The sequence below is a fragment of the Pantoea dispersa genome (genome assembly GCF_035783935.1).
GTDB lineage: Bacteria > Pseudomonadota > Gammaproteobacteria > Enterobacterales > Enterobacteriaceae > Pantoea > Pantoea dispersa_C.
The window spans coordinates 112298-137859 of sequence record NZ_JALKOV010000011.1 but is presented as its reverse complement, the minus strand read 5'-3'; the positions used below and the strand labels follow the sequence as shown (position 1 = coordinate 137859).

At 58.1% G+C, this 25562-nt stretch carries 25 protein-coding genes; 16 read left to right on the top strand and 9 right to left on the bottom strand.

Going from position 1 to position 25562, the window contains the following annotated elements; all coding sequences use genetic code 11:
- Window positions 1-3: 3 nt before the first annotated feature.
- The gene (locus MXF20_RS19595) at window positions 4-867 is read left to right on the top strand and encodes a PfkB family carbohydrate kinase (RefSeq protein WP_325970918.1); all 864 of its coding nucleotides are present in this window, start codon (window positions 4-6) and stop codon (window positions 865-867) included.
- A 35-nt stretch (window positions 868-902) separates the two neighbouring features.
- Here MXF20_RS19595 and MXF20_RS19590 read toward each other — a convergent pair whose 3' ends face one another.
- A complete protein-coding gene (locus MXF20_RS19590) occupies window positions 903-1853 on the bottom strand; it encodes a substrate-binding domain-containing protein (protein ID WP_325970917.1) in 951 nt (316 codons plus the stop codon).
- 353 nt (window positions 1854-2206) lie between these two features.
- Between MXF20_RS19590 and MXF20_RS19585 the strand changes: the two genes are divergently transcribed.
- The 7 genes from MXF20_RS19585 (at window position 2207) to MXF20_RS19555 (ending at window position 9366) form a co-directional block, all read left to right on the top strand.
- On the top strand, window positions 2207-3232 hold the full coding sequence (locus MXF20_RS19585) for a LacI family DNA-binding transcriptional regulator (protein ID WP_325970916.1): 1026 nt from the start codon (window positions 2207-2209) through the stop codon (window positions 3230-3232).
- A gap of 359 nt (window positions 3233-3591) precedes the next feature.
- Complete coding sequence (locus tag MXF20_RS19580; protein WP_325970981.1) at window positions 3592-4338, top strand: ATP-binding cassette domain-containing protein; 747 nt, start codon at window positions 3592-3594, stop codon at window positions 4336-4338.
- A gap of 18 nt (window positions 4339-4356) precedes the next feature.
- Window positions 4357-5358 carry an ABC transporter permease gene (locus MXF20_RS19575; protein WP_164861075.1) on the top strand — a complete coding sequence of 334 codons (1002 nt, stop codon included), beginning with the start codon at window positions 4357-4359 and terminating at the stop codon, window positions 5356-5358.
- Between the two features lie 3 nt (window positions 5359-5361).
- Entirely contained in the window at window positions 5362-6441 is a 1080-nt protein-coding gene (locus tag MXF20_RS19570; protein ID WP_325970915.1) for a phosphotriesterase-related protein, read from the top strand.
- A gap of 14 nt (window positions 6442-6455) precedes the next feature.
- Window positions 6456-7211 (top strand): glutamine amidotransferase, encoded by a 756-nt coding sequence (locus MXF20_RS19565; RefSeq protein WP_325970914.1) that lies wholly within the window; start codon window positions 6456-6458, stop codon window positions 7209-7211.
- Window positions 7211-8326, top strand: coding sequence for a M20 family metallopeptidase (locus MXF20_RS19560; RefSeq protein ID WP_325970912.1), 1116 nt, complete (start codon window positions 7211-7213; stop codon window positions 8324-8326). The genes MXF20_RS19565 and MXF20_RS19560 overlap by 1 nt, the downstream gene beginning before the upstream one ends.
- 140 nt (window positions 8327-8466) lie before the next feature.
- Entirely contained in the window at window positions 8467-9366 is a 900-nt protein-coding gene (locus MXF20_RS19555) for a LysR family transcriptional regulator (protein WP_325970910.1), read from the top strand.
- Here MXF20_RS19555 and MXF20_RS19550 read toward each other — a convergent pair.
- The 3 genes from MXF20_RS19550 to MXF20_RS19540 form a co-directional block, all read right to left on the bottom strand.
- Window positions 9363-10658 (bottom strand): MFS transporter, encoded by a 1296-nt coding sequence (locus tag MXF20_RS19550; RefSeq protein WP_325970908.1) that lies wholly within the window; start codon window positions 10656-10658, stop codon window positions 9363-9365. The genes MXF20_RS19555 and MXF20_RS19550 overlap by 4 nt on opposite strands.
- Window positions 10659-10926: 268 nt before the next feature.
- A complete protein-coding gene (locus MXF20_RS19545) occupies window positions 10927-11352 on the bottom strand; it encodes a thiol-disulfide oxidoreductase DCC family protein (protein WP_325970906.1) in 426 nt (141 codons plus the stop codon).
- A gap of 62 nt (window positions 11353-11414) precedes the next feature.
- Window positions 11415-11999 carry a TetR/AcrR family transcriptional regulator gene (locus MXF20_RS19540; RefSeq protein ID WP_325970904.1) on the bottom strand — a complete coding sequence of 195 codons (585 nt, stop codon included), beginning with the start codon at window positions 11997-11999 and terminating at the stop codon, window positions 11415-11417.
- Window positions 12000-12174: 175 nt separating this feature from the next.
- Here MXF20_RS19540 and MXF20_RS19535 point away from each other — a divergent pair, with 175 nt between their 5' ends.
- A complete protein-coding gene (locus MXF20_RS19535; RefSeq protein ID WP_325970902.1) occupies window positions 12175-12615 on the top strand; it encodes a hypothetical protein in 441 nt (146 codons plus the stop codon).
- Window positions 12616-12620: 5 nt separating this feature from the next.
- Window positions 12621-13157: an RNA polymerase sigma factor gene (locus tag MXF20_RS19530; protein WP_325970900.1), complete on the top strand. Its 537-nt coding sequence runs from the start codon at window positions 12621-12623 to the stop codon at window positions 13155-13157.
- 42 nt (window positions 13158-13199) lie between these two features.
- Here MXF20_RS19530 and MXF20_RS19525 read toward each other — a convergent pair whose 3' ends face one another.
- Entirely contained in the window at window positions 13200-14219 is a 1020-nt protein-coding gene (locus MXF20_RS19525) for an MBL fold metallo-hydrolase (protein WP_325970898.1), read from the bottom strand.
- A 214-nt stretch (window positions 14220-14433) separates the two neighbouring features.
- On the opposite strand from MXF20_RS19525, the gene MXF20_RS19520 reads away from it, so the two are divergent.
- The 5 genes from MXF20_RS19520 (at window position 14434) to MXF20_RS19500 (ending at window position 19471) form a co-directional block, all read left to right on the top strand.
- Window positions 14434-14775: a gamma-glutamylcyclotransferase family protein gene (locus MXF20_RS19520; RefSeq protein ID WP_325970897.1), complete on the top strand. Its 342-nt coding sequence runs from the start codon at window positions 14434-14436 to the stop codon at window positions 14773-14775.
- Window positions 14776-14823: 48 nt separating this feature from the next.
- Window positions 14824-15627: an MBL fold metallo-hydrolase gene (locus MXF20_RS19515; RefSeq protein ID WP_325970896.1), complete on the top strand. Its 804-nt coding sequence runs from the start codon at window positions 14824-14826 to the stop codon at window positions 15625-15627.
- A 114-nt stretch (window positions 15628-15741) separates the two neighbouring features.
- Window positions 15742-16542, top strand: a complete 801-nt coding sequence (locus tag MXF20_RS19510) for a MetQ/NlpA family lipoprotein (protein WP_325970895.1) — start codon at window positions 15742-15744, stop codon at window positions 16540-16542.
- A 472-nt stretch (window positions 16543-17014) separates the two neighbouring features.
- Complete coding sequence (gene kup, locus MXF20_RS19505; protein ID WP_325970893.1) at window positions 17015-18883, top strand: low affinity potassium transporter Kup; 1869 nt, start codon at window positions 17015-17017, stop codon at window positions 18881-18883.
- A gap of 282 nt (window positions 18884-19165) precedes the next feature.
- Complete coding sequence (locus tag MXF20_RS19500) at window positions 19166-19471, top strand: DUF1471 domain-containing protein (protein WP_021509483.1); 306 nt, start codon at window positions 19166-19168, stop codon at window positions 19469-19471.
- 25 nt (window positions 19472-19496) lie between these two features.
- On the opposite strand, the gene MXF20_RS19495 is transcribed toward MXF20_RS19500, so the two are convergent.
- Genes MXF20_RS19495 through leuC form a run of 4 tightly spaced genes read right to left on the bottom strand, consistent with a single transcriptional unit; the run spans window position 19497 to window position 23447 of the window.
- Window positions 19497-20459 carry a LysR family transcriptional regulator gene (locus MXF20_RS19495; protein ID WP_325970892.1) on the bottom strand — a complete coding sequence of 321 codons (963 nt, stop codon included), beginning with the start codon at window positions 20457-20459 and terminating at the stop codon, window positions 19497-19499.
- Between the two features lie 30 nt (window positions 20460-20489).
- On the bottom strand, window positions 20490-21404 hold the full coding sequence (locus tag MXF20_RS19490) for an alpha/beta hydrolase (RefSeq protein WP_325970891.1): 915 nt from the start codon (window positions 21402-21404) through the stop codon (window positions 20490-20492).
- Window positions 21401-22024, bottom strand: a complete 624-nt coding sequence (gene leuD, locus MXF20_RS19485) for a 3-isopropylmalate dehydratase small subunit (RefSeq protein WP_325970890.1) — start codon at window positions 22022-22024, stop codon at window positions 21401-21403. Before leuD ends, MXF20_RS19490 begins: the two co-directional genes overlap by 4 nt.
- A gap of 1 nt (window position 22025) precedes the next feature.
- A complete protein-coding gene (gene leuC / locus MXF20_RS19480) occupies window positions 22026-23447 on the bottom strand; it encodes a 3-isopropylmalate dehydratase large subunit (protein ID WP_325970888.1) in 1422 nt (473 codons plus the stop codon).
- A 368-nt stretch (window positions 23448-23815) separates the two neighbouring features.
- Between leuC and mqo the strand changes: the two genes are divergently transcribed.
- Window positions 23816-25462 (top strand): malate dehydrogenase (quinone), encoded by a 1647-nt coding sequence (gene mqo, locus MXF20_RS19475; RefSeq protein ID WP_325970887.1) that lies wholly within the window; start codon window positions 23816-23818, stop codon window positions 25460-25462.
- The last annotated feature ends 100 nt before the right edge of the window (window positions 25463-25562 follow it).

The following is a 25562-nucleotide window of genomic DNA, read 5'->3' as shown; positions in this document are numbered from 1 at the left end:
ACTATGCGTGTCTATGTTGCAGGCAATATTGTGGTGGATGAAACCTGGTCCATCGATCAACTCCCTGAAAAAGGCGCCTCAATTCATGGCAAAAAGATTGCGCAGGATATTGGTGGCAAAGGGGCTAATCAGGCAATCGTTCTTTCACGCTGCGGCATCGACACGCGCTTAATTAGCGCCACCGGCAATGATATTAATGGCCAGTGGATCCGCGAACGTATGCAGCACGAAACATTAACCTTACTGCCGCCTCATTTTTTAGCTGCTCACAGTGACACCTCAATTATTTTTAATAGCAGCGATGGCGACAATGCGATTATTACCACCACTGCTGCCGCCGATGCACTGGCAGCTGAGATTATTCTGACCCATTTAGCCGATGCCGCTGCCGGCGATATTCTGCTGCAGCAGGGCAATTTTTCTGCGGAGAAAACCCGCCGGTTATTTAGCTGGGCAAAAGCACACGGCTTAACCACGGTATTTAATCCGTCACCGGTCAATCCGGACTTTGCCGATCTCTGGCCGCTGATCGATATCGCGGTGGTCAATCAACCGGAAGCCGATCTGCTGCAACCCGCAGGCGTAAACACGCTGGTGATTACCCAGGGTGCCGCCGGTGCGCTGCTGATGCGCGGCAATCAGCGCGTGTTCTGCCCGGCGAACACTGTCGCGGCCGTCGACACCACCGGCGCCGGTGACACCTTCCTCGCAGTGCTGCTGGCGTCGGCCCTGCTGCGCGGCGTCGCGCCCGACCGGCTGGCGCTGCAGCATGCCAGCGCGGCAGCGGCGATCACCGTCAGCCGCACCGGCACCCTGAATGCTTTTCCCGATGCCGGTGAACTGGCGCACATTCTGGCGCAGCGCTAAGTGCGGGCGCAGACATTCGCGTCTGCGCCTGGCCGTTACTTAAACAGCGAACGGTAGTTATCGACGTTGGCTTTGGTCACCACGGTGGCCGGCACCAGAATGGTTTTGCTCACGGTTTTGCCGGCCGTCAGGCTATTCAGCGCGTTTAGCGCCTCTTCGCCCATTTTCTTCGGATCCTGTTGCAGCACGGCGGTGACGTAGCCGCTGTCAATGCCGCTGATGGCTTTTGCCGTCAGATCCCAGCCGAATACCTTGATGTCCTTCTGCCGCCCCTGGTTTTCCACTGCGGCAATGGCGCCCAGCAGCGCCGGTTCGCCGGTGGCGTAGATCGCGGTGAGATCCGGGTTGCCGGTGATCAGGTTTTCCGCAGCAGTCATGGCGTTGTCCTGAATATTCTGGCCATCGACCACATCGGCGACCGTTATCTGGCTGTTGCTTTTAATCGTCTCTTCAAAGCCTTTCTGGCGCTGGTTTTGAATCGCCGAATTGAGCGCGCCAACAATCCCCAGTCGCGCTTTGCCGCCCATCTCTTTCGCGACATAATCGACAAAGTATTTACCGAGGATTTTTCCGCCTTCGAGGTTATCCACACCGACCTGCGACGCCTGCGGACCGGCAGGCAATACGGCATCAATCGCAATCACCGGAATATTCGCCGCTGCGGCTTCTTTTATCGCTGGCATAATACCGTTAACATCAATTGCATCCACCAGAATGCCTTTCACTCCCTGCTGAATATAGTTTTCGATGGCATCGTTTTGCGCTACCGGATTGTCGTTAGCGTTATAAATCACCAGATCTTTTCCGCTGGCTTTGGCCGCTTCCTGCGCCCCCTGATTCATCAGATTGAAAAATAAAGCCTGCTGATTAATTTGTACTAAGGCATAAGTGGGTGCGGCTTGCGCCTGAATGAATAACGAACCTGCGGCGAGTAAGCCACTCGCGATGAACAGTGAACGCAGTTTTCCGCTGAAAGATGACATCATTGAGTTCCTCGTCGGGAATAATAATAACCAGCGCTTCTCAGCAAGGTGCCGCTGAGCGTTTTTTTTGGCAGGTAAATATCAGTTCAATGATTCTGAGCACGGCGATAATGCCGTGTTTTGATGCCGCCGGCATTGTTTTTTTTCGGCATCCCATCCACTGGGAGTGCGGGGTGAAAAAAACAAAGTCGGGTTGGGAAGTGAATCCCGGTACTGCGGTAAACGCTTTATACAATTCGCCCGACGCATTTTTTTGTCAAGTGTTTATTTCTCCAGCAACGCAATCGGGAAAGCGCTGTATTAGTCGCGCTTAACTGTGTTACAGATAAGCCACCCCGGTCAATATGGCGAAATAGATGAGTACGAAACGCGTGTTGTTATCTGACGTGGCAAAGCTGGCTGGCCTGTCAAAAGCCACGGTGTCTCGCTATCTGAATCACAGCATCGTGCTGCCGCAGGAGACCATCGACCGCATTGAAAGCGCCATCCGCACCCTCGATTATCGCGGCAATTCCCTTGCGCGGCGGTTAAGCAAAGGCGGCAGCGAAACCCTGGGCCTGGTGCTGCCGGATATCACTAACCCGTTTTTTGCCGAACTGGCGGATGCCGCCGAAGAAGCCGCATCGGCACACGGCTATAGCCTGGTGCTGTGCATTACGCGCAACAACCCGGACAAAGAGGCGCAGTTTATCCGCTGGCTGGACACGCGCCAGGTGGATGGCCTGCTGTTCACCACCAACCGGCCGGACAACGGCCTGCTGCGCGACGAGATCCAGCGCCAGCGCCACGTCGTGCTGTTGGATGAAGACATTCCCGGCAGCAACGTACCAAAGGTTTTTGCCGACAACGTGCAGGGCGGCCGCATCGCCACCGAGCAGCTGATCGCCGCCGGACATACGCAGATTGCGTTTATCGGCGGCCCGGAACAGCTGATGAGCGTGCGCGAACGTTATCTCGGCTTCTGCACCGCGATGCAGCAGGCCGGTTTAACCGTGCCGCCGCAGTGGGTGATGTATGGCAACTACGAACGCGAATTTGGTCAGCAGGCATTGCAGCACCTGTTCCAACGCGCGCCGCGCCCTACCGCCGTGTTCGCCGCCAGTGATTATCTGGTACTGGGATTGCTCGACGGCCTGCGCGCCCTCGGCCTGCAGGCGCCGGCGGCGCTGTCGCTGGTGGGCTTCGATGACGCCAACTACAGCGATCTGACCCAGCCGCGCATCTCCACCATCCGCCAGCCGGCGCGCCAGCTGGGCCACACGGCGGTGAGCATCATGCTGCGCCTGCTCAACAACGACAGCAGCATCCCGATGGAAACGCGTTTACCGGTGGAATGGATTGGTCGCGATTCGGTGGGATTTGTTAGCGATGTCCCAAAATGAGGCAAAACTGCACAATCATGGCGCAAAAAGTGAGCGATTTTTTCCGTTAGCAGTATAGTGAGTAAACCGGTTTACTTGTTAATCACATAACATGCGATGGATTACAACAAGTTAGCCGCGAGTGCAGTGCCTGTGATACAGGCTGGCATGGATGCTGCAATGTCGTACCTGGCGAGTAAATATCATTGTAGCGTTTGCCCTGTTGTTGTGAATTATCGGTCTGTCTGGCAGGTAAACCGGTTTACTAGCGTGTAAACCGTGTCAGATAGCCGCTTTTCCCGGCAGGGCAAATATTTCCCACAGGCGTTGATGGGAGTGATCCAATGCAGCAATTACAAGCTCTTCCGGCCCGGGTGGAGATGATTAACATCACCAAAACCTACGGCTCAATCCGTTCTCTGCGCGGCGTTAATCTGCAGCTGGCCCCCGGTGAAGTACTCGGTCTGGTGGGTGACAACGGCGCCGGCAAATCGACGCTGACCAAAGTGCTGTCTGGCGCAGTGATCCCCACCAGCGGCGCGATCCGCATTGATGGTGAACAGCAGTTCTTCAGCAATCCGGCAGATTCCCGCCGTTGCCATATCGAAATGGTTTATCAGGATCTGTCGCTGTGCGACACGGTCGACGTGGCCGGCAACCTGTTCATGGGCCGCGAACCGACTAAACGCATCCTCGGCGTGCCGTTTCTCGATCAGGCAAAAATGCATGCGCAGGCGCGTGAGATGCTGAAAGGTCTGGGCATTTCGATTCCCGATACCCGTCTGCTGGTGCGTAATCTCTCTGGCGGGCAGCGCCAGGCGATTGCCATCGCCCGTGCCGCGGCCTTCGATCCGAAAGTGCTGATCATGGACGAACCCACCGCCGCGCTGGCAGTGGCGGAAGTCGAGGCAGTGCTGGAGCTGATTCGCCGCGTGTCGGCACGTGGCGTCAGCGTGATCCTCATCACCCATCGGCTGCAGGATCTGTTCCTGGTGTGCGATCGCATCATGGTGATGTACGAGGGCACCAACGTGGCCGACCGCCGCGTGGCGGACACCAGCCTGAGCGATATCGTCAACCTGATCGTGGGTGAGAAATTTACCGCACAGTCCGCGGCAGCACACTGAGGTAACAGGATGAGCATCATGAATTTAGGCAGTTCACGCATGATTCAGCACTCTCTGCCGCGTCGCTTGCTGCATAACCATTCGGGTGTGGTGAGCATCGCGCTGTTTTTTGTCTTTTGCTGCGTGGTGTTTTCGCTGATCACCAGCAACTTTCTCACCAGCACCAACTGGCTGAATATTATCCGGCAAAGTGCCCCGCTGCTGATCGTCGCCACCGCGATGACGCTGGTGATCACTACCGGCGGCATCGATTTGTCAGTCGGCTCGACGCTGGCGCTGGTGGGCGCGCTGTCGGCGATTGCGCTCAATAACTGGGGCTTGCCATGGCCGGTGGTGCTGATTGGCGGACTGCTGCTCGGTGCGCTGGTGGGTGCCATTAACGGCTTCTTTATCGCCTGGGAAGGGATACCGGCATTTATCGTCACGCTGGCGACGCTGGCGGTGGTGCGCGGCATCGCGCTGCTGGTGACGCAGGGCTATTCGATTCCGGTGCCGGCTGACAGCCTGTTCACCTTTATGGGTCGCGCCTGGGTGCTGGGGATTCCCATGCCGGCGCTGATCGGCATCGTGGTGCTGCTGGCCGGCCACATCGTGCTCAATCACCTGCGCTTTGGCCGCTACGTCACCGCCATCGGTGCCAACGCGGAAGGTGCACGGCGCAGCGGCATCAACACCAAAGCGGTGACCATGAAAGTCTACATTCTCAGCGGCATGGCGGCGGCGCTGGCTGGCATGATCATCACCGCTCGCCTCGGCAGCGGCTCCTCTAATCAGGGCGAAGGTTTTGAGCTGCAGGTCATTGCCGCCGTGGTGCTGGGCAGCACCAGCCTGTTTGGCGGCTTTGGGACCGTGATTGGCACACTGCTCGGCGCGCTGTCGATTGCCATCATCCAGAACGGCCTGATTTTGTCGCATATCTCGCCGTTTTACACCCAGATCGCCACCGGTACCATCATTCTGCTCGCCATCTGGCTCAACACCCGCATTCTCAACCCGAGCCGCGCGCCCGCCAAAGGATAGCCCATGAAAGGATCAATTTTTCGCCATGCGGATCCGTTGCCGCTCGGCGTCAGCAGCGGTCAGGTGATGACGGTGCTCGGTCCGCTGCCGGTCGCGCAGATGGGCGTCACGCTGATGCACGAGCACATTTTACTGGATGCCTCCGGCAAATGGGTGCCGCCCTGCTGCTGCAGCGATCGCCACATTGCTGAAATGCCGGTGCGCATCGATAACCTCGGCGAGCTGTCGCTTAATCCGCTGATGAGCCGCGACAACTGCCAGCTGTTTGACGTCGAGACCGCAATTGACGAGCTGATGAAATACCGCGCGCTGGGCGGCGAAACGGTGATCGATCCCACTAATATCGGCATCGGCCGCGATGGCAAAGCGCTGCAGCGCATCGCCCGTCTCACCGGACTGAATATTGTAATGGGCACCGGCCTGTATCTGGAGCCGTCGCATCCGGAGTGGGTGAAAACCATCAGCGTGGAGCAGTTAACCGACAAGCTGATTTATGACCTCGGCGGGCTGCCGGACAAGCCAGAAGTCCTGGCCGGGCTGATCGGCGAAATCGGCATCTCCAGCCGCTTCACGCCGGATGAAGAGAAGTCGCTGCGTGCCGCCGGACGCGCCAGCGCCGCCACCGGCGTGCCGATTCAGGTGCATCTGCCCGGCTGGGAGCGGCTCGGCCATAAGGTGCTGGATATTCTGGCGCAGGAAGGTGCCGATCTGCGTCACACCGTGCTGTGCCACATGAACCCCAGCTTTGCCGACAAAACCTACCAGCGCGAGCTGGCGGATCGCGGCGTGTTCCTCGAATACGACATGATCGGCATGAGCTACTACTACGCCGATGAATCGGCGCAGTCGCCGTCCGATGAGGAGAACGCGCGCGCCATTTGCGAGCTGATCGACGACGGTTATCTGCAGCAGATTTTGCTGTCGCAGGATGTCTTCCTGAAAACCATGCTGACGCGCTACGGCGGTCACGGCTATGGCTACATCCTCAAACACTTTGTGCCGCGCCTGAGACGTCATGGCGTCAGCGGCGAACAACTCGAAACCCTGATGATCACTAATCCGCAGCGGGTTTTTGGCGGATAAACGGAGAAGTTGGCATGCAAAAGAACGTCTTGCTGGTGGGGGAATCCTGGACCAGTACCGCAACGCACGTAAAAGGCTTTGATCAGTTTGCCACCGCGACCTGGCACAGCGGTGCGGCGGATTTTCTCGCTGCGCTGCATGAGAGCGACTATGCGGTGACGCATATGCCGGCCCACGCCGCCGCCACCGATTTCCCGCAGACGCTGGAGGATTTGCAGCGCTGGGACGTGATTATTCTGTCCGATATCGGTGCCAATACCCTGCTGCTGCATCCGGACACCTGGCTGAAAAGCCGGCGCACGCCCAATCGCCTGGCGCTGATTCACGACTATGTTGCCGCGGGTGGCGCATTGATGATGGTGGGCGGCTATTACAGTTTTCAGGGGATTAACGGCGGCGCACGCTATCGCAACACGCTGGTGGAGAAAGTGCTGCCGGTGCGCTGTCTCGCCTGGGATGATCGCATTGAAACGCCGGAAGGCAGTTACGCTGAGGTGACAACGTCACACAGTGTGGTTACCGATTTGCCCGGCGACTGGCCGTGGCTGCTCGGTTACAACGAAGTGGAGATGCAGCCAGAAGGGACGCTGCTGGCCACCGTGGCGGGCACCGGTCATCCGCTGCTGGCGGTGCGCGAATATCAGCAAGGCCGCTCGCTGGTGTGGACCAGCGATATGTCAGCCCACTGGCTGCCGGAAGAGTTCAGCCGCTGGCCGGGCTATCGCCAGCTGTGGATCAACTGCCTCGACTGGCTGACGGAGCGTCACTGATGGCACCGCGCTCACTGCCTCTGGCGCAGCAGCTGCTGCGCTTTGACACCATCAATCCGCCGGGCAATGAGCTGGCCTGTCTGCAATTCCTCGCCGCGTGGCTACAAGAGCAGGGCTTCGTTGTCGAACTGACGGGGTTTGGCGAGCAGCGCGCCAACCTGATCGCCCGCCTGCCGGGCCAGATGCCGGGCAAACCGCTGGCCTTTACCGGCCATCTGGATACCGTGCCGCTGGGTAATCAGCCGTGGCAGTTTGACCCGTTTGGTCACGACATCGATGGCGACCGGCTGTACGGGCGCGGCGCCAGTGATATGAAAGCGGCGGTCGCAGCGTTTGTGCTGGCCTGCGTGCAGCACAAAGCGGCAATTGCCGCCGGGCGCGGCGTGGTGCTGCTGCTGACCGGCGGTGAAGAGACCGGCTGCCACGGTGCCCAGGCGCTGATCGCTGCCGGGCAATTGCCCGAGGTCGGCGCACTGATTGTGGGTGAGCCGACTGCTAACCAGCCGGTGATCGGCCATAAAGGCGCGCTGTGGCTGCGCTGTGAAACGCGTGGCAAAACCGCGCACGGTGCCATGCCGGAGCTGGGCATCAACGCGATTTACCTGGCGGCTGATGCGCTGGGTAAGATTCGGCACTTTTCACCGGGCGCGCCGCATCCACTGATGAAACAACCGACGCTGAACGTCGGGCGCATTGAGGGCGGCCTCAACATCAATTCGGTGCCGGACCGCGCCGCGTTTGATGTGGATATCCGTAGCGCGCCCAACCTGCAACACGCGGTGATTCGCCAGCAGCTGGCGACGTTTCTCGGTGACAGCGTGCACATCAGCACGCTGGTCGATCTGCCGGCGGTGCTGAGCCCGGAAAGTCACCAGTGGATCCAGTCGGTGTACCGTGCCTGCGAAGCCGTGACGCAGCAGCTTGCGGAAGCGCGCATCGTGCCCTATTTTACCGACGCCTCACTGCTGCTGCCCGCGCTCGGCGATCCGCCCTGCATTATTCTCGGTCCCGGTGAGCCGACGCAGGCGCATCAGACTGACGAATACTGCCTGCTCAGCCGGCTGAGCGAGGCTGAACGGATTTACGGGCAGCTCATCACCGGCTGGATGCGCTGAATCCTGCGCATGCTTGAAAGCGTGATTTTTTATCCAGTCGACACCGAAACCCCTGCCAGCCTGTTACACTCGTCGGCTATAACAACTTTTTAACGTCAGCTCCGCGCTGAGCGGGCGTTTTCATCTGGATAGTCGCGGTTATGCCCGTCAATTTCGACCTCAACGATCTTTACGCTTTTCGCGCGCTGGTGGAGTACGGCAACTTTCGGCTGGCGGCGGAGTCGATCTGCCTGTCGCAGTCAGCGCTCAGCCGCCGAATTGAGAAACTGGAAGCCGCGCTCGGCACCCGGCTGTTTGACCGCACCACACGGCGCGTCACGCTGACGCTGTATGGCCAGAACTTTGCCCAGCGCTCAGAGCAGCTGCTGGAGAATGTCGAATCGATGCTGGCCGACGTCGAGCGCGCCAGCCAGGATCGCACCGGCCTGATCACCGTCGCCACCGTGCCCTCGGGCGCGTACTATTTTATGCCGGAAGTGATTCGCCGCTTTCAGGCGCGCTATCCGCGCGTGCGCATCAAGCTGATAGACAGCAGCGTGGGTAACGTGATGGATGCGGTCAGCAGCGGACAGGCCAATTTCGGTATCTGCTTTGCGCGTAATATACCACCGGAGCTCACCTTCACGCCGCTGGTGGAAGATGTCTACGTCGCCGCCTGCCGCCACGATCATCCGCTGGCGACGCGCCAGCAGCTGAGCTGGCAGGAGTATTTTGCACAGGATTATGTGGCGCTGGATAAGGTGTCCGGTAACCGCAATTTGCTGGACAACGCGCTGGCGCACATTACGCCCGCCCGGCAAAGCATCTGCGAAACGCGCCATGTCACGACGCTGCTGGGGATGGTAGAAGCGGGCATCGGCATTGCTGCCGTGCCCGCGATGTCGATGCCGGCGAATGGTCATCCGCTGCTGCGCCAGCTGGCGTTGACCGATCCGCAGGTCACCCGTTCAGTGGGGCTGATCCGCCGCAGCGGACGGATGCAATCTTACGTCGCTGCGGAGCTGGAAAAGCTGATTATCGAGCAGTCGCACAACGCTTAACGCGCGGTCTGCAGCGTCAGCGCACGGCGACGATACAGATACAGCGTCGCCAGCAGCGCACAGAACGCCGCGAAGCTCATCCAGTAGCCCGGTGACGCCTTATCGCCGGTGTATTCGATCAGCGCGGTAGACACCACCGGCGTGAAGCCGCCAAACAGCGCCGTTGCCAGGCTGTAGGCCAGCGAGAAACCGGCGACGCGCACTTCTGCTGGCATCACTTCGGTCAGCGCCGGAATCATCGCCCCGTTATACAGGCCGTAAATAAACGACAGCCACAGCAGCACGCTCAGCATCATGCTGAAGGTCGGCGTCTGCGCCAGCAGCGTCAGTGCCGGATAGGCAGTGGCCAGCGCCAGCAGCGTCATCGTCAGCAGCACCGGTTTGCGGCCAAAGCGGTCCGACAGCGCACCGCCAATTGGCAGCCAGATAAAGTTGGAGATGGCCACCAGCAGCGTCACCAGCAGGCTGTCCGAGGCGCTCAGCATCAGCACTTTTTTGCCGAAGGTCGGCGCATAGACGGTAATGAGGTAGAACGCGGTGGTGGTCATCGCCACCATCAGCATCCCCGCAATCACCACCGGCCAGTTCTGCAACAGCGTGCTGAAAACCTGACGCATATCCAGATGATGACGGCGCGCGCTGAACTCCTGCGTCTCCTCCAGACGGCGGCGCAGAATAAAGATAAACGGCACGATCAGGCAGCCAAACAGGAACGGAATACGCCAGCCCCAGGCGCTGATGGCGCTCTGCTCCAGCGCGGCATTAAGCGCAAAGCCCATTGCGGCAGCGACCATGATGGCAACCTGCTGACTGCCGGATTGCCAGCTGGTGTAGAAACCTTTGCGCCCCGGCGTAGCAATTTCTGCCAGATACACCGACACGCCACCCAGTTCGGCTCCGGCCGAGAAGCCCTGCAGCAGACGACCAATCAGCACCAGCAGCGGCGCCCACAGGCCAATCGACTGATACGACGGAATCAGCACAATCAGGAAGGTGCCCGCCGCCATGATCGACAGCGTGACGATCAGCCCTTTGCGCCGGCCAACCTTATCGATATAAGCGCCCAGCACAATCGCGCCAATCGGCCGCATCAGGAAGCCGGCACCGAACACCGCAAAGGTCATCATCAGCGACGCGAATTCGCTGCTGGCGGGGAAAAAGGTGTGCGCGATATAGGTGGCATAGAAACCGAACAGGAAGAAATCGAACTGTTCGAGGAAATTGCCGGAGGTGACGCGAAAAATTGCGCCGATCCGGGCTCGGGTGGTCATCGGTAAGGCAGAGGAATGCATAAGTATCTCCAGTTTGTCCCTGGCGCTGTTATCAGTCGCGCCTGCTTCGGAAGACTGGATCAGAAAACGGAGGTTAATAAGCGCAATAAACGCATCGCCTGATGCGTCTGACGCATTAATCGCACCGCACGGTAATGCAATATATTCATTAACAATGAGTTAACATCAAAACGCTGTTGCCACAGCCATAAATCGCTGAAAAAGCATCATTGGGTTTTGTGACCCGCTTCACCCGACGTTAACAGCCGTTCAGTGTCAGCCGGCGCCGTTAATCGGACAAAAATCGTCCCGGATAATCGGCTTCAATCGTGTGCACCTGGTCATAACGGCCAAACAGGCGATAGCGATTGCGGGCAATCAGGTTGTAGATCAGATTGGTTAGCCCGTCCGGCAGATAACGCAGCACGCCGCAGGCGCGCCACGGCCAGGGCAGCGAGTTCATAATGCGACAGATGGCCTGCGCGCGCAGCCAGTGCTGGCCATCGCGCATTAACACGATGGTGCGGATGTTATCGTGCGGTAATCCGGCGCGCTGCAGCAGCTGTTTGCCGCGCTCGCTCTGGATCGCCGCAAAATGATAATCGCGCGGCAGTTGGTGGCGCAGCAGAAAAATCACCCAGGCATTGCACAGCTTGCATTGTCCATCATAGAGAATGATTGGCTGGCCGGACGCGGATTCAAGTGATGACGACATGCAGCTTCCACATGAGTTGCTATCAAAGCAATAAGCTTAGCAAAATCAGCCGCAGAACAGGCTCAACCCGCTTTAATCAGCTTATGCAGCAGCGGCCTGGCAATCTGCTCGAATACCCCGGCATTATTAAACGCCCGCGCTGCCAGCATCGCGCCGTGCACGCCGGCCATCAGGGTTTTGGCTTCGTTTTCGGCGCTGTCGCTGAGCTGAAAAACGCCGCTGTCAGCGCCTCTCTCCAGCTGGCGCGCTAACCAGCCCGAGAGATCGCTGAAGTGGCCGCTGACTTCGGTGGCGACATCCGGCGGCAGCGTGGGCATTTCCGCCGCCAGCATCGCGCAGATGCAGAAAGGCGACGTGCCCTCTTTGATACAGTGCGCCCAGAAATCAACATAGGCTTTCACTTCATTTAGCGGATCGTTGATCTGTTCATCCATCGCCCGCATACCCGCCTGCGCTTCCGCGCGATACTCTTCCACCACGGCTTTCACCAGATCGGCCTTGCCGGGAAAATGATGGTGAATGCTGGCCTTGCGGATATCCACCTGCGCCGCAATATCGGCGTAGCTGAAGCTTTTATAGCCGCCGGCGGTGAGCAACTGGCGGGTACAGGCCATGATTTCGCTGGCTTTTGAGGAACGCGCGGTCATAACGTTATCCGGTAGATCAACAGATCGGTCAACCTACTGGCAGGCAGGCAAGAAGTCAAGCCAGCGGCTTTGCGGTCATAACCCGCAAATTTTTTGCCTTCGGTCAGCAATATTTTGGTTGCTGATTCGTCTACCTCCTCACACACATGCTCTGACACTGTAATGAGGAACCCCGATGAGAGATTTTGATATGCACCCACGTGGTCACCGTTTTGGCCATCACCGCCTGGCGAAACCGCTGCTGCTCGGCGTGGCGCTGTTTGCCGCCCTTGGCCTGCTGGTGATGTCGCTGTGGAATGCGCTGCTGCCGGAGTTGACCGGCGTAAAAAGTATTGGCTTCTGGCAGGCGCTCGGGCTGCTGGTGCTGTGCCGCATCCTGTTCGGCGGGCTGGGCATCCGTCCCGGCATGTTTGGCATGGCGCGCCGCCGCATGCATGAACGCTGGATGCAAATGACGCCGGAGCAGCGCGAAGCCTTTATGCAGCAGCGGCGCGAGCGTTTCGGTGGTCGTGGTCATCATGGCGGACGTTGTGACTGGCACGATCGCCGCAGCCAGCGTGATGATGCGCGGCCAGCCGCAGACGATGCGCCCGCCAAATCCCCGGATACAGAGTAAGCGGCATGGCGCAGGATTCGCGGCTGCTGGCGGCCCTCAGCGCCTGTCGCACTAAGCTCAGCGCCTTTATTCGCGGCCGCAGCGACCGTCACGACGAGGCCGAGGATATTCTGCAGGAGATCAGCTGGAAACTGCTGCAGGTGGAACAGCCGGTGGAAAACGTCAGCGCCTGGCTGTTTCGCGCCGCGCGTAACGAGATCACCGATCGTTCGCGGAAAAAACGCGAGCTGTCGCTGTTCAGTGCCGCTGATGACGAGGATTTCCCCGAGGATGAAATTGCCGAAACGCTGTTTGGCGTGGCGCAAACGCCAGAGGATGAGTATCTGAAGACGCTGCTGTGGGAAGAGCTGGACGACGCCCTCGCGGAACTGCCAGCTGCGCAGCGCGAGGTGTTTGAAAAGACCGAACTGCTCGGCTTCAGCTATCAGGATCTGGCCACTGAGAGCGGATGTAGCGTGCAGGCGCTGCTGTCGCGCAAACATAAAGCGGTTCTGTTTCTGCGCACCCGGCTGCGCAGCCTGTATGACGAACTCACCACCTGATCATTACAACCCGATCGCCTCGCGGCCATCGGGTTGCTGTGTTTACCACCAGGCCGCGCTGGGCTGCGGCTGTAACAGATCGACGCCCTCGCCCAGCATCGGCAGACACAGTTGAACCTGATGCTCCGCCGCCAGCTGGACAATCTGCGTAAACGGATCGTCCCAGCGATGAAAAGCTAAATCAAAAGCCGCGTTGTGAATCGGAAACAGCCAGCGCGCGTTGAGGTCCTGAAACGCGCGCAGCGTGTCCGGCGGCAGCATATGAATGTCGGCCCAGCGTGCATCGTAAGCGCCGTTTTCCAGAAACGCCGCATCAAACGAGCCGTATCTGCGACCAATCTCTTTGAAACCATCGAAGTAGCCGGAGTCACCGCCAAAAAACAGGCGGAACCGGTCAGAAATTAATGTCCACGAACACCACAACCGTTTGTTGCTGTCGAACAGGCCACGGCCGGAAAAGTGCTGCGACGGTGTCGCGACAAAATGGATGCCGCCGATATCCTGCGCCTGCCACCAGTCGAGCTGGGTGACTTTCTCAGGTGCCACGCCCCACTTAATCAGCAAATCGCCGACGCCAAGCGGCGTGAGAAAGTGCTTCACCCGATCTTTCAGCTGCATGATGGTGTGGTAATCCAGGTGATCGTAATGATCGTGCGACAAAATAATGCCTTCGATTGGCGGCAGGTCAGCCACGGCAATCGGTGCCGGCTGAAAGCGCTTTGGTCCCAGTCGCTTAAAAGGGGATGCGCGCTCGGCGAACACCGGATCGGTCAGCCAGAATTGCCCGTTGAGCTTCAGCAACAGCGAAGAGTGGCCGAGGCGAAAAACGCTGTTCGGCGCGGCCTGTGCCAGCGCGGCGGCCGTGATGGGCTGCACCGGCAGCGCGACCTCGGGCTGGGTATCTTTGGGTTTATTGAACAGCAAATCCCACAGCATTTTGCGGTATTCGCTGAAGCTCAGCGACTGACGCGGTCGGACGTTGCGAAACTTTTTGCCATCAAACTGGGCGGAGTGCGGATATTCCCGGATAGCACTCCGGCAAAGGCTGGAACCCTTTAACATAGCGCGGATACCTGTTGAAAAGAGAACGCTGGCTGGCAGCACATGTAAATATCAGCGGTTACGTTAACCATTTACGCTACACGCGTTCTCACATTACGAGCGATTGCACAGCCGGAAGTGCAGAATGTCGCCGCCGCAGTGACGGTTCACCGCCGGATGACAGGACGGCGGCTGGCAGGTACAGTAGCGCTTTTGCATGATTTTACGAGGGAAAATGAACACGCTTTTCGTCTATGGCACGCTGCAGCCGGGCCAGTGCAATGCCCACATTCTGGAGAACATCGGCGGTGAGTGGCTGGCGGGTACGGTAGGCGGTACCTATTATGCCAACGGCTGGGGCGCGGCCGCCGATTTTCCCGGCATCGTACTGGATGAGCACGGCGCGCGCGTGCCGGGTTATCTGTTCAGCTCGGATCGGCTGGCGCTGCACTGGCCGATGCTGGATGAGTTTGAAGATGGCTACGACCGGGTGCCGGTTGAGGTCACCACATCCGACGGCCAGCAGCTGACGGCGTGGATTTATCAGCTGCAGCCGCAGCAGGACAACGCGCGCTAACCTCGTACCTTGCCTACACTGATCCTCACCAGACTGTGAGGAGAAAACATGATCACCATTTGCACCGCCTGCGGCACGTCTTATCAGCAACAGCAACCTGCCCTTACGCAGTGTCGCATTTGTCAGGATGAACGCCAGTTCGTGCCGCCCGGCGGGCAGCAGTGGATCGATCAGTCTGCGCTGCGCGCGTCGCATCAGAACAAGTGGCAGCAGCTGGAGCCCGGACTGCTCAGCCTGCAAACCGTACCGGATTTTGCCATCAACCAGCGCGCCTTTGTGCTGCAAACACCGCACGGCAATATTTTGTGGGATTGCATCGCCCATCTGGATGACGCCACCATCACGCTGCTGCGCGCGCTCGGCGGCCTGCACGCCATCGCCATCTCCCATCCCCACTATTACAGCACCATGCAGGACTGGGCCGACGCCTTTGACGCGCCGGTGTACCTGCACGCCAGCGACAGCGAGTGGATCATGCGGCCTTCGCCGCGTCTGCAACGCTGGCACGGCGACAGCTGCGATCTGCTGCCCGGCGTACAGCTGTTGCGCCTCGGCGGCCACTTTGCCGGCGGCACGGTGTTGCACCGGGCGCACGATGGCGGCGTGCTGCTGAGCGGCGATATTCTGCAGGTGACACCCGGTGCCAGCGCGGTTTCGTTTATGTGGAGCTATCCCAATATGTTACCGCTGGCCGGCGCCACGGTGACAGCCATGCTGCAGCGGTTGCAGGGCGTGGCGTTTACACGCCTGTACGGCGCGTTTGCCGGCCGCGAGATTCTCTCGCACGCCGATGAAGCGGTGCAGCAGTCGGGCCGCCGCTATCTGGCCTGTCTGCACCATCCGCAGCCGTAGCGCTTACGCAGGCGCGCTGGATAAATATCAGGCGATCGCACCGCGCATGGATGTACAGACGTCTGGACGTATAATATAGTCGGTTTCCTGCAAACATAAGGAAACCTGCTAACAATGAAAAAAACATGGCTTACCGCCCTGCTGGCGGCCTCTGTCACTCTGCTCAGTGCCTGTGATAATCACAACGACAACAAAATCAAAGTGGCGATCAACACCGGACCGGATGAAGTGCTGTGGCAAACCGTGAAGCAGGTGGCGCACGATAAATATCAGCTCGACGTCGATGTGGTGGCGTTTAACGATTACGTGCAGCCGAACGAAGCGCTGTTTAATAAAGATGTGGACGCCAACGCCTTCCAGAGCCTGCCTTATCTGGAGATGCAGTCTAAAGAGCGCGGTTATAAGTTTGCCGTGGTGACTAACACCTTTGTTTTCCCGATTGCCGGTTATTCGCGCAAGATTAAATCCCTGCAGGATCTGCCGGATGGCGCTACCGTGACCGTGTCTAACGAAGCCACCACCCTGGGCCGCAGCCTGCTGCTGTTACAGGCGCAGGGCCTGCTGAAGGTGAAACCCGAAGCCGGTCTGCTGCCGACCACGCTGGACATTACCGACAACCCGAAAAAGCTGAAGATTGTGGAAGTGGATACGCCGCAGCTGGCGCGTACGCTGGACGATCCGCAGGTTTATCTGTCGATCATCAATAATAATTTTGCTGCGCTGGTGAATTTGTCTGCCTCGCGTGACGGGATGTTTATGGAAGGCAAAGCCTCGCCGTACGTGAATGCGATTGTGGCGCGCGAAGACAATAAAGACAGCCCGAACGTGCAGAAGCTGAAAGAGGCATTCCAGTCGCAGGCCGTGCTGGATAAAGCCAACGAGATTTATAAAGGCGATATTATTAAGGGTTGGTAAGGATTACTTGCCTGTTAATACAGGCAGGAACAGGATTACCGCACCGCTCGTAGCGGCGCAATTTATTGCGCTACCCACAGCGGTGCGGTCATTTAAAACGCGCGATAAATCGCGCCGCTACATATTGTGCGGTCAGAGGGTACGGACATAATTTTTAGTACAAAGTCTTAGCATCGCTATTTCCTGCATTTTTAATCATCTCACTACCTGCGCTCCCCCACCCCATTTTCTGCACGCCAGCCCGCTTTTCCTGCTGTCTGAATCGTCTACACTTCAGGTTGAAAAAGCCGCAGCGGTGTAAAAATGGCGTAAAAATTTGCCCGATTGGTATAAAAATCGCGTACAAAAAAACGCCACCCCCTACCGATTACGCCGCTGAAACGCTATCTTCGCCAGCATAAAAGTGGGTGATTGCGACACGCCAGTGCGGTTGATGGCCATCGCCCTTTCTCCCCGAAGAAACAGGAAATGTATGAGTCAATCAGAGAAACAGTCTCTGCCTGCCGGCATGCTGGCCGCCGCCGGGATCGTATTTGGTGATATCGGCACCAGCCCGCTGTATACCCTGAAAGAGTGTCTGTCGATTTTGCCGGACGGCGCGCCGTCGGCGCTGGCGGTAATGGGCTTTTTATCACTGATCTTCTGGGCGCTGACGCTGATCGTGACGCTGAAATATGTCTGCTTCGTGATGCGCGCCGACCACGACGGCGAAGGCGGCATTCTGACGCTGATGTCGCTGGCCCGCCGCAACGTCGGCAGCAAAGCCGGGCATATCATCGTGCTGGCCGGTCTGATTGGTGGCGCATTTTTCTACGGTGATGGCGTGATAACGCCGGCCATCTCGGTGCTGTCGGCGATTGAAGGCATTCAGGTGGTCTCACCCGGGCTGGAAAAATACGTGGTGCCGCTGGCGCTGACCATTCTCGCGCTGCTGTTCATTATTCAGAAACACGGTACCGAAAAGGTCAGCCGGGTATTTGGTCCGGTGATGTTTGTCTGGTTTGTGGCCATCGGCGCGCTCGGCGTACGCGGTATTCTGCTCAACCCGGAAGTGCTGCACGCGCTCAGCCCGTCCTATGCGCTGACCTTCCTGCTCAGCCACAAAGCGCTCTCGCTCGCGGCGATGGGCATGGTGGTGCTGGCGGTGACCGGCGCGGAAGCGCTGTATGCAGACATGGGCCATCTGGGCAAAGCACCGATTCGCCTCGCCTGGCTGGTGATTGCCATGCCGGCGCTGGTGCTGAATTATTTCGGCCAGGGCGCGCTGGTGATCGCCGATGCGCAGGCGCTGAGCAATCCGTTCTTTAATCTGGCCCCCGGCTGGGCGCAGATCCCGCTGATTGTGCTGTCGACGCTGGCCACGGTAATCGCGGCGCAGGCGGTGATTTCCGGCGTTTATACCCTGACGCATCAGGCCATTCGCCAGGGCTTTTTACCGCCGATGCGCATCATTTTTACCTCGCATACCGAGTCCGGCCAGATTTACATTCCGGTGGTGAACTGGCTGCTGTTTACCGCCGTGATGCTAATCGTGCTGGCCTTCCGTCAGTCGTCCGCGTTGTCATCGGCTTACGGCATTGTGGTGACCGGTACCATGGTGATCACCGCCTGCCTCGCGGGCGTGGTGGCGCTGCGCAACTGGCGCTGGCCGCTGCCGCTGGCGCTGCTGTTCCTGCTGTGTATGCTGGTGGTCGACGTGCCGCTGTTCATCGCCAACCTGATGAAACTGCTGTCTGGCGGCTGGGTGCCGGTGCTGCTGGCGCTCACCATGATGGGGCTGATGCTGATCTGGAGCAGCGAGCGTAACCGCCTGATTCGTCGTCTGAATAACGATCAGGATGGCCTGCTGGCGCTGGTAAAATCGCTGGAGAGCAATCCGCCGAACCGCGTCGACGGCACCGCCATCTTCCTTGCGCGCAAGGAGTTTGAAATTCCCCAGGCGCTGCTGCATAACCTCAAGCATAACCGCGTGCTGCACCGCCGCGTGGTGCTGCTGCATATCCGCACCACCGACACGCCGCGCGTCTATAACCAGCAGCGCATCAGCATTACGCAGCTGTCGCCGTCATTCTGGCAGGTCACGGCGGCCTACGGCTGGCGCGAAGTGCCGTCAATGGCGGAGATTCTGCATCTGTGCGGATTGGAGGGCTTTGGCTGCACGGTGAATGAAGCGTCATTTTTTACCGCGCACGATACGCTGGTGATGAAGAAACGTCGCGGTCTGGCACGTATTCGCGGCGGAATTTTTCACTTCTGCCAGCGCAATGCATTACGTGCCCATGAGCAGTTTCATATTCCGCCCAACCGGGTGATTGAGCTGGGCGGTCAGCGCGAATTTTAAACCTCAGGCCACGGATGGCCTGCTCCTTCTGCCTGTTATTCTACGTGGTAAATGTAACCAGATGAAAAAATAGTAGCGAAACATTGACGGAGTTGTGGCGGAACTTTTCTTAACATCTGATTAGCAATTAAAGCTAAAACGCATAATCTCAAAAGGTGTTTATTAAGCCTGCCGGCATGATGATTCACCGTGCGCTGTGCCGGTATTTATAAACCAATAATCAATGATGTCAGAAACGGTTAATTCATTTCCGGCTCTGTTGTTATTTTGAGGAGTAAGACCATGAAAGCGTTAATTAACGATGTGATCTCCATTTTTACACCGCAAAATGTTAAACCGGTTCTGATTCGCGCCGATCTGACGCACCGCGAATTATCCTCAATCCATCCGGCAGGCGTGACATCTGTAAGCTGGGCTACCTCAATGGAAGAATTAACCGACGCCATTGTGAAAAAAGCGCAGGCGGCCGGTGCGGTCGGTTATCACATTACCGATGTTGAATCGCATGAGCCGGGCCACGATGGCCAGCATGTGATGGCTGCCACCGCCACGCTGTATCACATCAATGACAAGGTGGCTTACGGCTGATGCTGGAATTAACGCGTTTTACTGTTTATGGCCTGCCCGTCATTTCCGGCAGGCTTTTTTCATTAAAATAGGCGGCGAGAAAATCGAGAAACACTTTAATACGCTGCGACTCCGCCGCGCGCTGCGTATACACCGCCCAGATATTGGCTTCCTGATACCACTGCGGTAATACCGCCACCAGCTCGCCGGTTGCCAGATACGGCGCCACATCCCAGGCCGAACGCAGCGCAATACCGTGCGCCTGTAATGCCCAGTTAAGAATAACCTTGCCGCTGTTAGAAGAATAATGGCTGTTCAGGCGACACAATACCTGCTGTTCACCGTTGGTCAGCGCCCAGTTGCCAAATGAATTATCGCGCTCATTAATGATCAGACAGCTGTGATGGATTAACGCGTCCAGCGTGGCCGGTGTGCCGGCGCGGGATAAATAGGCGGGCGCAGCACATAAAATGCGCCGGTTGGCGATCATCTTGCGGGCAATATAGGAAGGATTGAGATCGTCGCCGACGCAAATTTCCACGTCGGTGCCGCTGTGCAGCAGGTCAAATGCCCGATCGCTCAGCATCAGCTTAATATTCAGCGACGGATGCTGGTGGATGAATGTCGAAACCGCATCCGACAAATAATCCTGGCCGAAGCCAAACGAGCAGCCGACGGTAATTTCACCGGTCAGCTCACCGCGCCACTGGCGAAAGTTATTGAGAAAGCCATCCATCTCCTGCACCACCTGCAGTGCGCCCTCCAGCGCTTTTTCGCCTTCCGGCGTCAGGCGCATCACGCGATTGGTACGGAAAAACAGCCGCGTCTCCAGCTGTTTTTCCAGAATGGCGATGCGTTTACTGATGTAAGACGGTGACTGACCCAGCTCAATCGCCGCGCGGCCGAAACCGTCATGGCGCGCCACGCTGATAAACACGTACAGGTCTTCAATCGACGGCCAGCCCTGTAACGGCTTCTGATAACTTTTCCCGGCAAGCAGTATTTTCATAACAGCACATGGTGAGTGAACGCCAGGTGGTTATAACACAGATCCCAGGAAGCGCTGAAGCTGGCGCAGAAACAGTTCAGATACCTCTTCCTGCGGTGAATGGCCGCACGGCAACGCCTCGCCCTGCACCTGCAGCGCCTTGTCCTGCCAGGTGTGCACCACATCGTACAGCTGACCGACCGTGCCCTTTTCGCCCCACAGCAGTAACAGCGGGCAGGCAATGCGCCGGTCGATGTCGGCGGCATCGTGTTGCAGATCGATACTGGCGGCGGCGCGATAATCTTCACACACCGCGTGGATCATCGCCGGATCGCGATAGCAGCGTAGATAATCGTCAAACACCGCCGCTTCGGTCGCACCCGGCGTTTTCAGCTGACCATCAATGTGTTTACGCAAAAAGAACGCCGGATCGTGACCAATCATAGTTTCCGGCAGCGGATGCGGCTGAATCAGGAAGAACCACCAGAAGTAGCGCGTGGCGAACGCCTGATCGGTCAGCGCATACATGGTGGCGGTCGGTGCAATATCAACAAACACGCAGCAGCTGACTTTTTCCGGGTGATCGAGTGCCAGCCGGTGCCCGACGCGGCCGCCGCGATCGTGGCCGACAAACGCCACGCGCTGCAGACCAAGCGCATCAATCAACAGGCTGATGTCCTGCGCCATGCTGCGTTTGGCATACGCCAGGTGTTCAGCGTCACTGGCGGGCTTATCGCTGTCGCCGTAACCGCGTAAATCCGGCAGGATCACCTGATAGTGCTGCGCCAGCTGCGGCGCAATTTTGCGCCAGGCCAGATGATTCTGCGGATGACCGTGCAGCATCAGCAGCGGCGTGCCTTTGCCGCCGCTCGCTACACGTAGCGTGACGCCATTATCCAGCGTCACGTCCTGCAGACTAAAACCGGCAATGAACGGCGACGGGCCGCGATCGATAATCTCACTCATGGCTGATTCCCGGTGCGCTGCAGCCACGGACGCTGCGCAAAGTGCTGCGCTTCAAACTGGCTGATATCCGCTTCATATTGCAGCGTCCAGTCCACCGCGCTGCCACCTCCGATCAGCATCTCGCGCTTCAGGGCACTGACTGTAAAGTGAATCACTTCATCCGCGAACTGAATAGTTTGCTGCTCCAGCGACACGCTGATGGTGTTGCGCTGCGCATCGGCGGCCACCGCGCTCAGACGCTGATAATCCGCCTCGCTCAGGCTTAGCGTCAGCACGCCGTTACGCTGGCAGTTGTCGTCAAAAATGCCGGCGAAACTGGTGCCGATAATCGCGCGGATACCGAGCTGATTCAGCCCCCACACCGCATGTTCGCGGCTGGAGCCGCAGCCAAAATTGGCCCCGACCAGCAGGAAACTGGCGTTCTGCCAGCCCGGCTGGTTGAGAATAAAGTCAGGATTCGGCGTACCGTCGGCCAGAAAGCGCAGGTCGAAGAACACGCCGCGGTCCAGTCCCTGCCGATCGATGCCTTTAAGAAACTGCTTAGGCATGATCACGTCGGTATCGATGTTAGCGGCGGGCAACGGCGCCAGCTTGCCGGTGAGGGTGGTGAAAGCGTGCATATCAGGCTCCGGATTGCAGATAGTGACGAACATCGACCAGATGGCCAGCCAGCGCCGCGGCAGCGACCATCGCCGGGCTCATTAAATGGGTGCGCGCGCCCGCGCCCTGACGGCCGGCGAAGTTACGGTTGGTGCCAGAAGCACAGCGGTCGCCCGGCGCCAGCACATCTTCGTTCATCGCCAGACACATCGAGCAGCCCGACTGACGCCACTCAAAGCCGGCGTCGATAAAGATCGCTGCCAGCCCTTCCGCCTCCGCCTGCTGTCGCACCTGGGTGGAGCCCGGCACGATAATGCCGCGCACGTGCGGCGCGATTTTGCGCGCGCCAATCACCGCCGCCGCGGCGCGCAAATCCTCAATGCGCCCGTTGGTGCAGGAGCCGATAAATGCGTGGGTGATAGCAATGTCGGCCAGCGGCGTGTCCGCCTGCAGCCCCATATAGTGCAGCGCATTTATCATCGCCTGCTGTTTTACCAGGTCAGATTCGTTAGCCGGATCCGGCACGCGGCCGCTGATGGCGCAGGTCTGATCCGGGCTGATGCCCCAGGTGACCTTCGGTTCCAGATCGCTGCAGTCAATGGTCAGACGCCGGTCAAATTCTGCATCGTCGTCGCTGCGCAACGTGCGCCATTCGGCCAGCGCCTGCTGCCACAGTTCACCCACCGGCATTTGTGGTTTGCCGGCAATGTAAGCGTAGACCTTCTCATCCGGCGCGATAATCGCCCCGCGCGCGCCGGCTTCCACTGCCATGTTGCACAGCGTCATGCGCCCTTCCATACTCAGCGCATCGATGGCGCTGCCGACGAACTCGATGGCGTAACCGGTTGCGCCAGATGCGCCAATCTGTTCGATCAACGCCAGCACGATATCTTTGGCGGCGCAGCCAAACGGCAGCTCGCCGGTGACTTCAACGCGCAGGGTTTTCAGCGTGCGATAAATCAACGTCTGCGTCGCCAGCAGATGCTCGATTTCCGAGGTGCCGATGCCGAATCCCAGCGCGCCAAACGCACCGTAGGTCGTGGTATGGCTGTCGCCAGCCGCAATCACCATGCCCGGCATCACCAGCCCCTGCTCGTGCGCCACCACATGTTCGATGCCCTGTCGCGGGTCGAGCACGTCAAACAGCTCAATGCCAAAGTGCTCCGCATTTTTGCGGAAGTAATCCACCTGCAGCTGGCCGCCGGCATCGGTCATCGCCGCATCGCGCGCCGGCCGCGTCGGATTGACGTGATCGACATTGAGCAAAATGGTGGCGGGATGGCGCACGCGGCGCTGGCGGTCACGCAGACCGCTGAATGCCTGCGGACTGGTGTATTCGTTGAGGATTGACCGGTCGATGTAGAGCAGCACGTGCCCCTCATCGTCGAGGTGACGTACCACATGCTGTTCGATCAGCTTTTCATACAGGGTTTTGCCCGCCATGCTCATGTCCACGCGAAAGTTAAACAAGTCATCAGAGACCGTAGGGTAAACCAGTTCGCGGGCAGATCATCAACACGCTCCGTGCAGTGATAATGCATGATTTGGCATCACGGCAGCGGATTTAATTTGACCTAAGTCGTGCCCGTCGTTATAAATAATAACCGCGCTTCGCCAGCGGATATATTGTTGCTTTTTCCCGCACTGCTGCCCTTTTCCTGTCGTTTATTTCGCCACCTTTCTTTTATAAAAGTTAATTAATTACCCTCAATACTTATTTAACTAAAAACAAGTTAATCTTTTCGTAACAATCTTTTAATTTGCCATCCGAATTTTTAACGTTACCTGCACTGAAATAAAACAGGACTGGCATGACTCAGACCAAAAAACTTGTGACCGCGCTTTCGCTGACGGCACTGCTTGTCTCTTCAGCGGTTCACGCTGAAAACACACCAGAAAAAACCGACGTGCTGCTGATTGGCGGCGGTATCATGAGCGCCTCGCTCGGTACCTGGCTGCAGGAGCTGCAACCGGGCTGGAAACAGCTGATGGTTGAGCGTCTCGATGGCGTCGCGCTGGAATCCTCGAACGGCTGGAATAACGCCGGTACCGGTCACTCCGCTAACATGGAGCTGAACTATACGCCAGAGCGTAAAGACGGTTCTATCGACGTGAGCAAAGCGCTGGAAATCAATGAATCGTTCATGATTACCCGCCAGTTCCTCACCAGCCAGGTACAGCGCGGCGTGCTGCACGATCCGCGTTCGTTCATCAATTCCACCCCGCACATGAGCTTTGTCTGGGGCGACAAAAATGTCGAATACCTGACCAAACGTTACGCGGCACTGCAGAAAACCACCCTGTTCCAGGGCATGAAGTTCTCTACCGATCACAAGCAGATCGAGCAGTGGGCACCGCTGGTGATGGAAGGTCGCGATCCGAATCAGAAAGTGGCCGCCACCTGGACGCCAGTGGGCACCGACGTCAACTACGGTGAAATCACCCGTCAGCTGATCGGCAGCCTGCAGAAAGATCAGAACTTCAAGCTGGAAACCTCCTCTGAAGTCACTGATTTCAAACGCAACAGCGACAACTCATGGCACGTCACCATCAAAGACGTGAAGAGCGGCGCAAACCGTGAAGTGGATGCGAAATACGTATTCATCGGCGCGGGCGGTGCGGCAATTAAGCTGCTGCAAAAAACCGGCATTCCTGAAGCCGATAACTACGGCGGCTTCCCGGTGGGCGGTTCGTTCCTGATGACCGAAAACCCGGAAGTCACCAGCCGTCACCTGGAGAAAGTGTACGGTCAGGCATCGGTCGGTGCACCGCCGATGTCGGTACCGCACATCGATGCCCGTAACCTCGACGGTAAAAAAGTGGTGCTGTTTGGGCCGTTCGCCACGTTCTCGACTAAGTACCTGAAAAACGGTTCGCTGTTCGATCTGCTGAGCGCCACCACCACCAGCAACTTCATGCCGATGACGCACGTGGGCATCGATAACTTTGACCTGGTGAAATACCTGATTGGTCAGGTGATGCTGAATGATGACGATCGCTTTGCCGCGCTGAAAGAGTACTACCCGAACGCGCGTAAAGAGGACTGGAAACTGATTCAGGCCGGCCAGCGTGTGCAGATCATCAAGAAAGATGCTGAGAAAGGCGGCGTGCTGAAGCTGGGTACCGAAATCGTGACCGATCAGCAGAAAACCGTGGCGGCCCTGCTTGGTGCTTCACCGGGTGCATCTACCGCGGCACCGATCACCCTGAACGTGATGCAGAAGCTGTTCCCACAGCAGTTCGCGTCACCGGAGTGGCAGCAGAAGATCCGCGCTATCGTGCCAAGCTTCGGCCAGAAGCTGAACGGCAACACCGCGCTGACCCAGCAGGTATGGGATAACACCGCATCCGTGCTGCAGCTGACCAAACCGCCAGTGATTAACATGGACGATCAACAGTCGGCACCTGCGCAGGCCAAACCGCGCGAAGAGTCTGCGAAGCAGGATATGGCGCTGTAATACGCTCCCGCTGAGTAAACTGAACTGATGCCGGTGCGCGAGCAATCGCCCACCGGCATTTTTTGTCTGGAATCTGCTGATTGTTATGTCAGGTTGCGCA

What these genes read in the sequence shown, in the direction of transcription:
- MXF20_RS19595 (WP_325970918.1), top strand. Translation starts at nt 4, where the DNA reads ATGCGTGTCTATGTTGCAGGCAATATTGTGGTGGATGAAACCTGGTCC.
- MXF20_RS19590 (WP_325970917.1), bottom strand. Translation starts at nt 1,853, where the DNA reads ATGATGTCATCTTTCAGCGGAAAACTGCGTTCACTGTTCATCGCGAGT.
- MXF20_RS19585 (WP_325970916.1), top strand. Translation starts at nt 2,207, where the DNA reads ATGAGTACGAAACGCGTGTTGTTATCTGACGTGGCAAAGCTGGCTGGC.
- MXF20_RS19580 (WP_325970981.1), top strand. Translation starts at nt 3,592, where the DNA reads ATGATTAACATCACCAAAACCTACGGCTCAATCCGTTCTCTGCGCGGC.
- MXF20_RS19575 (WP_164861075.1), top strand. Translation starts at nt 4,357, where the DNA reads ATGAATTTAGGCAGTTCACGCATGATTCAGCACTCTCTGCCGCGTCGC.
- MXF20_RS19570 (WP_325970915.1), top strand. Translation starts at nt 5,362, where the DNA reads ATGAAAGGATCAATTTTTCGCCATGCGGATCCGTTGCCGCTCGGCGTC.
- MXF20_RS19565 (WP_325970914.1), top strand. Translation starts at nt 6,456, where the DNA reads ATGCAAAAGAACGTCTTGCTGGTGGGGGAATCCTGGACCAGTACCGCA.
- MXF20_RS19560 (WP_325970912.1), top strand. Translation starts at nt 7,211, where the DNA reads ATGGCACCGCGCTCACTGCCTCTGGCGCAGCAGCTGCTGCGCTTTGAC.
- MXF20_RS19555 (WP_325970910.1), top strand. Translation starts at nt 8,467, where the DNA reads ATGCCCGTCAATTTCGACCTCAACGATCTTTACGCTTTTCGCGCGCTG.
- MXF20_RS19550 (WP_325970908.1), bottom strand. Translation starts at nt 10,658, where the DNA reads ATGCATTCCTCTGCCTTACCGATGACCACCCGAGCCCGGATCGGCGCA.
- MXF20_RS19545 (WP_325970906.1), bottom strand. Translation starts at nt 11,352, where the DNA reads ATGTCGTCATCACTTGAATCCGCGTCCGGCCAGCCAATCATTCTCTAT.
- MXF20_RS19540 (WP_325970904.1), bottom strand. Translation starts at nt 11,999, where the DNA reads ATGACCGCGCGTTCCTCAAAAGCCAGCGAAATCATGGCCTGTACCCGC.
- MXF20_RS19535 (WP_325970902.1), top strand. Translation starts at nt 12,175, where the DNA reads ATGAGAGATTTTGATATGCACCCACGTGGTCACCGTTTTGGCCATCAC.
- MXF20_RS19530 (WP_325970900.1), top strand. Translation starts at nt 12,621, where the DNA reads ATGGCGCAGGATTCGCGGCTGCTGGCGGCCCTCAGCGCCTGTCGCACT.
- MXF20_RS19525 (WP_325970898.1), bottom strand. Translation starts at nt 14,219, where the DNA reads ATGTTAAAGGGTTCCAGCCTTTGCCGGAGTGCTATCCGGGAATATCCG.
- MXF20_RS19520 (WP_325970897.1), top strand. Translation starts at nt 14,434, where the DNA reads ATGAACACGCTTTTCGTCTATGGCACGCTGCAGCCGGGCCAGTGCAAT.
- MXF20_RS19515 (WP_325970896.1), top strand. Translation starts at nt 14,824, where the DNA reads ATGATCACCATTTGCACCGCCTGCGGCACGTCTTATCAGCAACAGCAA.
- MXF20_RS19510 (WP_325970895.1), top strand. Translation starts at nt 15,742, where the DNA reads ATGAAAAAAACATGGCTTACCGCCCTGCTGGCGGCCTCTGTCACTCTG.
- kup (WP_325970893.1), top strand. Translation starts at nt 17,015, where the DNA reads ATGAGTCAATCAGAGAAACAGTCTCTGCCTGCCGGCATGCTGGCCGCC.
- MXF20_RS19500 (WP_021509483.1), top strand. Translation starts at nt 19,166, where the DNA reads ATGAAAGCGTTAATTAACGATGTGATCTCCATTTTTACACCGCAAAAT.
- MXF20_RS19495 (WP_325970892.1), bottom strand. Translation starts at nt 20,459, where the DNA reads ATGAAAATACTGCTTGCCGGGAAAAGTTATCAGAAGCCGTTACAGGGC.
- MXF20_RS19490 (WP_325970891.1), bottom strand. Translation starts at nt 21,404, where the DNA reads ATGAGTGAGATTATCGATCGCGGCCCGTCGCCGTTCATTGCCGGTTTT.
- leuD (WP_325970890.1), bottom strand. Translation starts at nt 22,024, where the DNA reads ATGCACGCTTTCACCACCCTCACCGGCAAGCTGGCGCCGTTGCCCGCC.
- leuC (WP_325970888.1), bottom strand. Translation starts at nt 23,447, where the DNA reads ATGGCGGGCAAAACCCTGTATGAAAAGCTGATCGAACAGCATGTGGTA.
- mqo (WP_325970887.1), top strand. Translation starts at nt 23,816, where the DNA reads ATGACTCAGACCAAAAAACTTGTGACCGCGCTTTCGCTGACGGCACTG.